At 65.4% G+C, this 10,646-nt stretch carries 7 protein-coding genes; all 7 read left to right on the top strand.

What is annotated here, in order from left to right; translation table 11 throughout:
• Positions 1–292 (top strand): hypothetical protein (locus tag DES44_RS25345; protein ID WP_211326951.1); only part of this gene is annotated, 292 nt, incomplete at its 5' end.
• Positions 293–546: 254 nt separating this feature from the next.
• The gene (locus DES44_RS23665; RefSeq protein ID WP_058936903.1) at positions 547–3,225 is read left to right on the top strand and encodes a TonB-dependent receptor plug domain-containing protein; all 2,679 of its coding nucleotides are present in this window, start codon (positions 547–549) and stop codon (positions 3,223–3,225) included.
• A gap of 417 nt (positions 3,226–3,642) precedes the next feature.
• The gene (locus DES44_RS25855; RefSeq protein ID WP_058936902.1) at positions 3,643–6,255 is read left to right on the top strand and encodes a TonB-dependent receptor; all 2,613 of its coding nucleotides are present in this window, start codon (positions 3,643–3,645) and stop codon (positions 6,253–6,255) included.
• Between the two features lie 75 nt (positions 6,256–6,330).
• Positions 6,331–7,557, top strand: coding sequence for an NAD(P)/FAD-dependent oxidoreductase (locus tag DES44_RS23655; protein WP_058936901.1), 1,227 nt, complete (start codon positions 6,331–6,333; stop codon positions 7,555–7,557).
• Positions 7,558–7,612: 55 nt separating this feature from the next.
• Complete coding sequence (locus DES44_RS23650; RefSeq protein ID WP_058936900.1) at positions 7,613–8,368, top strand: class II glutamine amidotransferase; 756 nt, start codon at positions 7,613–7,615, stop codon at positions 8,366–8,368.
• A gap of 142 nt (positions 8,369–8,510) precedes the next feature.
• On the top strand, positions 8,511–9,716 hold the full coding sequence (locus DES44_RS23645) for a sensor histidine kinase (protein WP_058936899.1): 1,206 nt from the start codon (positions 8,511–8,513) through the stop codon (positions 9,714–9,716).
• On the top strand, positions 9,713–10,573 hold the full coding sequence (locus tag DES44_RS23640; RefSeq protein WP_058936898.1) for a LytR/AlgR family response regulator transcription factor: 861 nt from the start codon (positions 9,713–9,715) through the stop codon (positions 10,571–10,573). Before DES44_RS23645 ends, DES44_RS23640 begins: the two co-directional genes overlap by 4 nt.
• The last annotated feature ends 73 nt before the right edge of the window (positions 10,574–10,646 follow it).

Raw genomic sequence — 10,646 nt, 5'->3', positions numbered from 1 at the left:
TGCAAACGCCCGATGCTGTGCATCGGGCGCAGTTGGTTGGCTGACGCCGACCTTTACAACCGTCCGGGACTGTCAACGTAGTTCAGGACGGGTCACCGCCTCAATCCTCGATATTGAAAACCAAGGCTCTATATTGTTTCTCCTTGAATTCCAGATATTTGCGGAATTGCAAATCAAGGTGGAGAAACACACGGGACATCGATTTCATCCCGTTAGCGAACATTTCCGCTTCCATTCCGCGACAAGTTTGATGTGTCGAGATTCAGATAATCCCTACAGACGCCTCTTGTAATTCCTGCGTAAAGGCCACCGGATGTGGTGCTAGCACGACCGTTTGATCGAATTCCGGTCAGGGAAAACCCTTTTTTCGAAGGCAATTGCGTCGAAACTGAATTGATATGCGCGATTGGCGCACGAACCCCTCCCGTTATTCGAATTTCTCTGCAAACTTCCTACACGCCTCGCCTGCCCGCGGGGCCTTTTTATTTCCGGTCTGGAAGCGCCAAGAACGCGACCGACGACTGATTTCTGTAGGAGCGTGTAGACATGCACAAACTGAATGCGGTGAGCCTGGCTGTGGCCACCATCGTTGCCGCCGCCACCCTGCCGGCCTTTGCGCAGGAAGCGGACCAGACCCTGGAGCGGGTCGTCGTGACCGGTTCGGCGATCAAGCGGATCGACGCTGAAACCGCTGTCCCGGTGACCGTCGTGAAGATGGACGACCTGAAAAAGTCGGGCATCACCTCCGTCGAGCAGGTGATGGCCAACCTGACGGCCGTCCAGTCGTCCACCAACACCACCCAATCGGTGGGCAGCAGCAGCGGCGGCGCTTCGTTCGCCGACATGCGCGGCATCGGCGCCGACAAGACGCTGGTGCTGCTCAATGGCCAGCGCATCGCCAACAACGCGGTGGACGGCTCGGCCCCTGACCTGAACATGATCCCGTTCGCCGCCATCGAGCGCATCGAAGTGCTGCGGGACGGCGCCTCGGCGCTGTACGGCACTGACGCCATCGGCGGCGTGATCAACTTCATCACCAAGAACAGCTACCAGGGCGGCTCGATCACGCTGGGTTACGACGACCCCCAGCACCCGGGCGGCAAGCAGCGTTCGGTGAATGCCGGTTTCGGTTATGGCGACCTGCAAAAGCAAGGCTGGAACGTCTTCGGTTTTGCCAGCTACCGCAAGCAGGATGCCATCACCGGCACCCAGCGTCCGTTCAACCAACGCATTCCGGGCGGCCTGTCCTACAGCACGGCGCCGGCCAACTACACGCAGGACAACGCGACCTTCTACAACCCGACCGGCACGGCCTGCACCGGCACGCAGATGCTGCTGTCGGGCGATGCCTGCAAGCTCAACACCAGCTCCTTCGTGGACTTCACGCCGAAGTCGGAGACGGCCTCGGGCATGATCAAGGGCAGCCTGCTGGTCAACGACAGCCTGACCCTGGGCGCCGAGCTGTTCGTCACCCAGAACAAGGTGACGACCTTCGTCGCGCCCGTGCCTTACGGCGGTTATCTGATCAACCCCGGCACCAAGTACTACCCGAACAACCCGGCGCTGGACCCCAACTTCTCGGACCCCAACACCGCGGGCGCTCCCGCGTTCAATCCGACTTCGCAGTTCGCCAATCCGGTGAACGTGCTGCCGGGCTACACCTACGTCTACTGGCGTGATTTCGAAAACGGCTCGCGCGGCCAGGAAAACAAGAACACCCAGAACCGCCTGCTGCTGACCGCGGACGGCAATGGACTGGGCTGGGACTACTCGGTGGCCTACTCCTATAACCGCAACAAGGTGGACCAGTCGCTGGTGAGCGGTTATGCCGACGGCGACATGATTGGTGAAGGCCTGCTCGAAGGGGTGATCAACCCGTTCGGCCCGCAGGACAACGCCGGTACCGCGCTGCTCAAGGCGGCTGCCCTGAACGGCCTGCTGGAGTCCGCCACCGGCACCGTGCACAACGTCAATGCCCACGCCAGCCGTGAACTGGGCGACTGGCTCAACACCGGCCGCAACAGCGCGCTGGCCCTGGGCGTTGAATTCCGCCACGAGAAATTCCACTCGGCCGCCAACACCGACTTCGCCGCCAAGGTCTCGGCCAGTACCGGTGTGGACCCGAACTCGCTGTCGGAAGGCTCGCGCAATGTGAGCGCCGTGTATGGCGAACTGAACGTGCCGGTGCTCAAGAGCCTGGATGTCACCGGCTCGGTCCGTTATGACAAGTACAGCGACTTTGGCAGCAGCACCAATCCCAAGGTGTCCTTCCGCTTCCAGCCGATGAAGGAACTGCTGTTCCGCGGCTCGGCCTCCACCGGCTTCCGCGCGCCGACGCTGTATGAGCTGTATGGCAATCCGGCCTTCACCAACACGGCCGGCAACTACGCCAACCCGCTGCTGTGCCCCGATGGCAAAACCGGCAGCCAGTGCAAGGCCCAGTTCCAGGTGCTGAACTCCGGCAACAAGGCGCTGAGCCCGGAGAAGTCGAAGACGGCCACCCTGGGCGTGGTCTACCAACCCATCAACAACGCCAGCGTCGGCCTGGACTTCTGGTGGGTGCACCTGAAGGACTCGATCGGCTCGATTCCGCAGTTCGCGCTGTTCAGCAACTACGACACCTATCCGCAGCTCCAGCAGTACTTCCACTTTGCCCCTGGCAATGTGCTGTCCCTGTCCAGCAACTGCCCGGGCCCGAACTGCGGCTATGTGGACCAGACCCTGCAGAACCTGGGCAAGGTGCGCACCAACGGCGTGGACCTGAGCGCCCAGTACCGCATCCAGGCCGCTGGCTCGACCATCGACCTGGCGCTCAACAGCACCTACGTGGCCAAGTATGAGTTCCAGGACTTCAAGGACGGCTACTGGGTTCAGGCCGTGGGCACCTATGGGGAGTCCGGCCCGGTGTTCCGCTGGCAGCACAACCTGAGCGCCAACTGGCGCTACGGGGACTTCGGCGCGGGCGGCGTGGTGCACTTCAAGTCGCACTACAAGGACTTCGATCCGAGCACCAATGCCAAGGTGGCCAACTACACCACCATGGATGTCTTCGGCTCCTGGCAGGCCCGCAAGGACCTGTCCCTGACCCTGGGCGTGCGCAACCTGTTCGACCGCGATCCGCCTTACACCAACCAGGAAGACCTGTTCCAGGGCGGTGGCTGGGATTCGCGCTACACCGACCCGACGGGTCGCGCGTTCTACGCCCGCGCCACCTACTCGTTCTAACGGCGCCGGGCGTCACCCGCCCTTGGGCGGGCCGCCGGAGCTCCGAGCCTCTACGGAAAGGGAAACGGGAAGGGAAACCTTCCCGTTTTTATTTCAAAGAGGTTCGTCTTTTACGAAGTTATGGGCGCAAGGCATTTGAATGTCCGACCAACTTGTCACGGTAAAGCCGATGTAAAGCAGCGTGTCTGTGGCGTTGCTGCGACCGGGTATTCACGGATATCTCAGTGTTTACCCGGACTTTCATGTCAATTTGAGGTCGAAATGAGCGGCGATGCGCGGCATCCGCACCCCGCTGCCAAACCCTTTGTGAAACCTTGCAAACTCAGACACACACCCCGGCGCCCCCGGGGTGTGCTTTTTTCGTCCGTCGCTCACGAGCAGTTGCAGTGACGGCATTGAAATTTTTGGAGTTTGTAGATGCACAAGCTGAGTGCGGTGAGCCTGGCAGTGGCCACCATTGTTGCGGCTGCGGCCTTCCCGGCGCTGGCCCAGGACGCAGAACAGACCACGCTGGAGCGCGTGGTGGTGACGGGGACCGCCATCAAGCGTCTGGACGCTGAGAGCTCCGTCCCGGTGACCACGTTCAAGATGAACGAAATCCGTGAGGCCGGCCTCACGACGGTGGAACAGATCCTGAGCACGCTCACGGCCAGCCAGGCTTCGCTGGGCACCAGCCAGTCGGTGGGCTCGTCCACCGGCGGCGCGTCCTTCGCGGACATGCGCGGCGTGGGCGCCAACAAGACCCTGGTGCTGCTGAACGGCCGCCGCATTGCCAACAATGCCTTCGACGGTTCGGCCCCTGACCTGAACATGATCCCGCTGGCGGCCATCGAGCGCATCGAAGTGCTGCGTGACGGCGCCTCCTCGCTGTACGGCACCGACGCCATCGGCGGCGTGATCAACTTCATCACGAAGAAGGACTACACCGGCGGCTCGGTGAACATCGGCTACGAGTCGCCCCAGCATGCGGGCGGCAAGTCGGGCAACTTCAACATCGGCTACGGCTACGGTGACCTGGACCAGCAAGGCTTCAACGTCTTCGGTTTCGTGGACTACCAGCAGCAGGACAACATCGCCGGCGACCAGCGCAATTACAACCAGCGTTATGCCGGCGGCCTGTCGACCAACACCGACCCGGCCAACTACTACCAAGGCAGCGGCCTGACCGTCTACAACCCGGCGGCTCCGGACTGCACCAACGGCACCAACCTGATCAAGGCCGGTACCTTCTGCCGCATGACGACCTCGTCGTATGTGGACTACGTGCCCAAGAGCGAGCGTTCCTCCGGCATGCTCAAGGGCACGCTGAAGCTGAACGCCGACCATCAACTCGGCGCCGAATACTTCATCACCCGCAGCGTGGTGGAGACCCGTCTGGCACCGACGCCCTACGGCGCGCTGTCGATGCAGCCGGGCAACGTGTTCTTCCCGACCAATCCCGCGCTGGACCCCACCCTGCCGCTGACCGTCAAGTGGCGCGACACCGTCAGCGGTCCGCGTGAGGACAAGAACACCAACCTGCAGCAACGCTACCTGCTGACGCTGGACGGCGTGATCGCTGGCTGGGACTACTCGTCGGGCCTGAGCTACAACCAGAACCGCGTCTCCGAGAAGCTGACCGGCGGTTATGCCGACGGCAGCAAGATCGCCGCGGGCGTCACCAACGGCATCATCAACCCGTTCGGCAATCAGTCGGACGACGCCATCCAGTACATCCGCAATGCTGCGGCGCTGGGCACGCTGATGAACGGCAAGGGCGAGACCTACAACTTCGACGCCCACGCCAGCCGTGAGCTGGGCGACTGGTTCGGTGCTGGTCGTGCCGCCGGCATCGCGGTGGGCACGGAATTCCGCAAGGAAAAGTTCAGCCAGAAAGCCAACAAGGACTACGCCACCCTGGTGTTCGACTCCACCGGTGTCGATCCCCAAACCTACTCGGTGGGCACCCGCAAGGTCTATGCCGTCTACACCGAGCTGAATGTGCCCCTGCACAAGACGCTGGATGTGACTGCCGCCGTCCGCTACGACAAGTACAACGACTTCGGCAACACGACCAACCCCAAGGTCAGCTTCCGCTTCCAGCCGAACAAGGAAATCCTGGTCCGCGGTTCGCTGTCGACCGGCTTCCGCGCGCCGTCGCTGTATGAGCTGCACGCTGCCAACACCTTCACCAACACCGGCACGGTGAGCGATCCGGTGCTGTGCCCGGGCGGCGTGGGTGCTGGCATCAACTGCGACACCCAGTTCACCGCCATGAACGGCGGCAATGCCGAGCTCAAGCCTGAAAAGAGCAAGAGCGGCACCCTGGGCTTCCAGTTCGCCCCGACGACGGACCTGTCCTTCGGCGTGGACTTCTGGTGGATCCGTGTGAAGAACCTGATCGGCACGATCGGCGAGGCGTCCCTGTACGACCCGGCCAACTACCAGCAGTTCAGCGAGTACTTCCACCGCAACGCCGACGGCCAGCTGTCGCAGGCCACCAATGTCTGCCCCGGCCCGACCTGCGGCTATGTGGACGTGCGTCAGCGCAACCTCGGTGGCAACAACACCAACGGTTTCGACCTGACCGGCAACTACCGCGTTCGCACTGGCTTTGGCACGCTCACGTTCGGCCTGAACAGCACCTACGTGACCAAGTATGAGTACCAGGAGTACCAGAACGGTCCGTGGATCCAGAACGTCGGCAAGTACAGCGGCGCCGGCCCGGTGTTCCGCTGGCAGCACAACGTCAATGCCGTGTGGAGCTACGCCAGCAAGTACTCGGTCGGCCTGACCGGTCACTACAAGTCGTCCTACCGCGATGACCCCAACGGTGACGACAGCAACATCGTGGCGTCCTACACCACCTGGGACCTGTACGGCACCTACAAGCCGGTCAAGACCCTGTCGCTGACCGCTGGCGTGCGCAACCTGTTCGACCGCGACCCGCCGCTGTCCTTCCAGCAGGCCGTGTTCCAGGCTGGTTACGACCCGCGCTTCACCGACCCGACCGGCCGGACCTTCTACGTCCGCGGTTCCTACGAGTTCTAAGCCCTCACCGGCAGATGGAACAAGGGGCCCCTTCGGGGGCCCTTTTTTTGTGTCCGGCTCGGCGAGAATCACCCCATGATCGACGCCCGCCCCGCACTCCCCACCCGTACCCAGGTTCTCATCATCGGCGCCGGCCCGGCCGGCTCCGCCGCGGCCCGCTGGCTGGCCCGCGCCGGCCTGGATGTGGTCATGGCCGACCAGCACCCGCTGGGCCGCGACAAGATCTGCGGCGACGGCCTGATCCCGGACGCCCACAAGGCGCTGGAACGCCTGGGCCTGCTGGAGCGGGTCATGGCCCGGGCCCAGCGCTCCGGCCATGTGCGCTGCGTCGGCCCGCGTGGGGGCAGCATCGACGTGCCGGGTCACCTGGCCGTGCTGCCGCGCAAGCAGCTCGATGAAATCCTGAACCTCGGCGCCCAGGAAGCCGGCGCGCGCTTCCTGTCGCCCGCCCGCTTCGAGGCGCCGCTGGAAGACGCCCAGGGCCGCGTGCGTGGCGCGCGTTTCCTGATCGACGGCCAGGCCCATGAGATCGAGGCCGACTGGGTGCTGCTGGCCACCGGCGCCGTGCCCAAGGCCCTGACCGCCGCTGGCATGTGCGAGCGCCACACGCCCAGCGGCGTGGCCCTGCGCGGCTATGTGCATGCGCCGTCCCTGGTCGATGAGATCAAGGCCCTGGAAGTGGTGTGGTGCAAGCCGGTGCAGCCCGGTTACGGCTGGATCTTCCCGGCGCCGGACGGCCACTTCAACATCGGCGTTGGCGTCACCGACAGCCATCGCGACCTCGCCGGCAAGGGCCAGAAGAAGGACGTCAACCTGCGCGCCATCTTCGATGCCTTCATCGGCTACCACCCCCTGGCCAAGCGGCTGATGGCCGAAGGCCAGCTGGTGGGCGACCTCAAGGGCGCGCCGCTGCGCTGCACCCTCAAGGGCGCCCGCTGGACCCGCCCCGGCCTGCTGGTGGTGGGGGAGGCTGCCGGGTCCACCTATTCCTTCACCGGCGAAGGCATCGGCAAGGCCATGGAAACCGGCCTGCTGGCCGCGGAGGCCATCCTCGCCCATCGCCAGGAAGATGCCGCGGTCCGCGCCGCCTACGAGGAAGGCCTGCGTTCGCTGCAGCCCAAGTACGACCTCTATGAGCGCGGCAACCGGGTCAATGCCTTCCCCTGGCTGGCCGACCTGCTGATCTGGCGCGCCCGCAAGAGCCCGCGCCTGCTCAACCGCATGAGCGGGGTGCTCAATGAGACGAGTAATCCCGGCAACCTTGTGAGCGTCAAGGGACTGGCCCGCCTGTTTCTCGAATGAGCGATCATCAGGAACCCCCGGATGAGACCGGGTGCCTGACTTTCGGAGTGTCGTGATGTGCCAGCTGATGGGCATGAATGCCCGCCGCCCCACCGATGTGATGTTCAGCTTCGCGGGCCTTGCCACACGGGCCGACGAACACAAGGACGGTTTCGGCATCGCATTCTTCGAAGGCCGCGGCTTGCGGCATTTCGTGGACCACCACAGCGCGCGCGTGTCGCCACTGGCCGAGCTGGTCAAGCACTATCCCATCCAGAGCGACGTGGTCATTGCCCACATCCGCAAGGCCACGCAGGGCGTGGTGTCGCTGGAGAACACCCATCCTTTCGTGCGGGAGCTCTGGGGCCGGTACTGGGTGTTTGCGCATAACGGCGACCTCAAGGCCTTCCAGCCGCGTCTGCATGCGGCTTTCCGGCCGGTGGGCCAGACTGACAGCGAGCGGGCCTTCTGCTGGCTGATGCAGGAGCTGGCCAAGGCCCATGCCGACATGCCGGCCATCGAAGAGCTCAACCACACCCTGCGGGAGCTGCTGCCTCAGCTCAACCGCCATGGCACCTTCAACATGCTGCTGTCCAACGGCCAGGCGCTGTGGGCGCATGGGTCCACCCGGCTGCACTACCTGCTGCGCCGCCCGCCCTTTGGCCCGGTGACCCTGCAGGATGAGGACCTGAGCATCGACCTGGCCGCCAAGACGACCGATGCCGACCGCATTGCCATCGTCGCCACCGAACCCCTGACCCGCGACGAGCCCTGGTGCGCCATCGAGCCGGGCCAGCTCAAGGTCTTCCAGGGCGGCGAAGCCCTCTGCTGAGCCGGTCGGGATGAACAGGTCGCCGGTCCGTCCAAGGTCCGGCTCCGGCTGCTCGTCCCGCCAGCCCGCCGTTCGCCGCAGTGCAGGCGCTGTCCGGCCGGGGCCTGCCTAGACTGCAGTCTGGCTTGCACCTGTCCCGATCATGCATCCCACGCCCACCCTGCCCACCATGCCTGTCGCCCGCCGCTTCGACTGGACCCAATGGCTGTTCCCCGGCCCGCGCCGCACCTTCACCGAGGCGGAACTGGCGCGGGTCGGCCCGCAGCGCTGGTCGCTGGGCATCGACTGTTACGTCTACAGCAACGTCGTGGTGCTGGTGGTGCTGTTCTACAAGTTCCTGCCCGCCATGGTGGCCACCGCGGTGCTGGTGGTGGCGCTGGCGGCCGCCGCTGCCGGCCTGGGCGTGGGCCGCTGGCTGTGGCGGCGACCGACCCGGGCGCGCTTCAACCTGGCGTCGCTGGGAGCGGGCCTGCTGGCCGCCATGGTGCCCATCCTGATGGTGAACGCCGGCCACAAGAGCCTGATGCGGGACACCATGCCGCTGCTGGCCGGGGGCCTGGCGGTGATGCTGTCGTCCTGGTGGTTCCTGACCATTTACCGGTCCCAGCAGCTGGAGAACCGGCTTCGTGAACTGGACGAGCAGCAGCAGCGCGTGGCCATGGCGCAGCGCCTGGCGGCCGCGCAGATCCAGCCGCATTTCCTCTTCAACACCCTGGCTTCCCTGCAGCACTGGGTGGACACGCAGGATGCGCGCGGCGGTCCGCTGCTGCGGTCACTCACCCGCTACCTGCGGGCCACGCTGCCGATGTTCGAGCACGACCGGCTTCCGGTGGCGCAGGAACTGCAGATCGTGCGCAGCTACCTGGACATCATGCAGGCGCGGCTGGGCGCGCGGCTGACCTGGACGGTCGATAGCACGACCGTGCCGGACCCTGTGCTCATCCAGGCCACGCTGCCGCCCGGCACGCTGCTGACGCTGGCGGAAAACGCCATCACCCACGGCATCGAGCCCAGCCTGCGCGGGGGCCACATCGCCGTGACGCTGAGCCTCACCCAGGACAGCCGCTGGCTGCGGCTGGAAGTGCAGGACAGCGGCGCCGGGCTGGTGTCGGGGGCCTGCGACGGGGTGGGGCTGCACAACACCCGCGAGCGGCTGGCCGCGCAGTCCGGCGGCGCGGCGCAGATGGGGCTGGAGGCGGCCACGCCAGGGTGCCTGGCCTGGATCGAATGGCCGCTTGCGGAGCCGGTTGTCGGTCAGGCCGCCGTGCCTGAGACGCCGCGCAGCGCGGCCCCCGAGCCCCCGCCCGTCCACGACCTCAAGACCCGCCAGGAGGACCTCCGGCCATGAGCATCACCACCCTGATCGCGGATGACGAAGAAGGCCCACGCGAGCAACTGCGCGCGGCCCTGGCTCGTCTGGCCCCGGACCTGACCCTGGTGGCCCAGAGCGCCAACGGCGTGGACGCCTGGGACGACTGCCTCGCCCTGGAGCCTCAGTTGTGTTTCCTGGACATCCGCATGCCGGGTCTGTCGGGCCTGGAAGTCGCCCAGCGCCTGGCCCAACTGGCGGAGCCGCCCCAGGTGGTCTTTGTCACCGCTTACGGGGACCATGCCCTGTCCGCCTTCGAGGCGGGTGCGGTGGACTATCTGCTCAAGCCCTTGGAGGACCACCGGCTGGAGCAATGCCTGCAGCGCCTGCGTGCGCGTCTGCCGGTGGCCACTGCGACAGGCGGTGGGGCGTCGGCGCAGGCGGATCTCGACCCTCGCGCTGACCGCCATGCGGGTCAACACCCCGACCCGCATCCCGGCCAGCATGCCAGCACCGGCATGACCGCGCAGACCCTGGAGCTGCTGCGCCAGCTGCTGCCCGCCCATCGCCCGCCGATGCGTCCCATCCAGGCGAGCCAGGGCCGGGAGGTGCAACTGATCGCGCCGGAGGATGTCCTGTTCTTCCAGAGTGACAGCCGCTACACCCGCGTCGTCCACCGCGATGGCGAAGCCTGGATTCGCACCGCCCTGAAGGAACTGCTGGCCGACCTGGACCCCCACCTCTTTTGGCAGGTGCACCGCTCGGTGGTGGTCAACAGCCGCTTTGTGGCCAGTGCCACCCGTCTGGACGAGAACACCATGCAGCTCAGTCTCAAGGGCAGTGCGGAAAAGCTGCCGGTGTCCCGCCAGTTCCAGGGGCTGTTCAAGGGGCAGTGAGCCATGCCGGGCGGCTTCCGCACGCCGGGTCGTTGGCGCTGCGGCGCCCTAGCGTTTAGACCGAGGCCAGGGC

It is taken from the genome of Roseateles depolymerans, assembly GCF_003387155.1.
GTDB classification, from domain to species: domain Bacteria; phylum Pseudomonadota; class Gammaproteobacteria; order Burkholderiales; family Burkholderiaceae_C; genus Roseateles; species Roseateles depolymerans.
The sequence above is the reverse complement of the archived record's forward strand: the minus strand, read 5'-3'. Positions and strand labels throughout refer to the sequence as shown.

Excerpts from the sequence above, each read along its gene's own strand:
- DES44_RS23665 (WP_058936903.1), top strand. The coding sequence starts at position 547 with ATGCACAAACTGAATGCGGTGAGCCTGGCTGTGGCCACCATCGTTGCC.
- DES44_RS23640 (WP_058936898.1), top strand. The coding sequence starts at position 9,713 with ATGAGCATCACCACCCTGATCGCGGATGACGAAGAAGGCCCACGCGAG.
- DES44_RS25855 (WP_058936902.1), top strand. The coding sequence starts at position 3,643 with ATGCACAAGCTGAGTGCGGTGAGCCTGGCAGTGGCCACCATTGTTGCG.
- DES44_RS23655 (WP_058936901.1), top strand. The coding sequence starts at position 6,331 with ATGATCGACGCCCGCCCCGCACTCCCCACCCGTACCCAGGTTCTCATC.
- DES44_RS23650 (WP_058936900.1), top strand. The coding sequence starts at position 7,613 with ATGTGCCAGCTGATGGGCATGAATGCCCGCCGCCCCACCGATGTGATG.
- DES44_RS23645 (WP_058936899.1), top strand. The coding sequence starts at position 8,511 with ATGCATCCCACGCCCACCCTGCCCACCATGCCTGTCGCCCGCCGCTTC.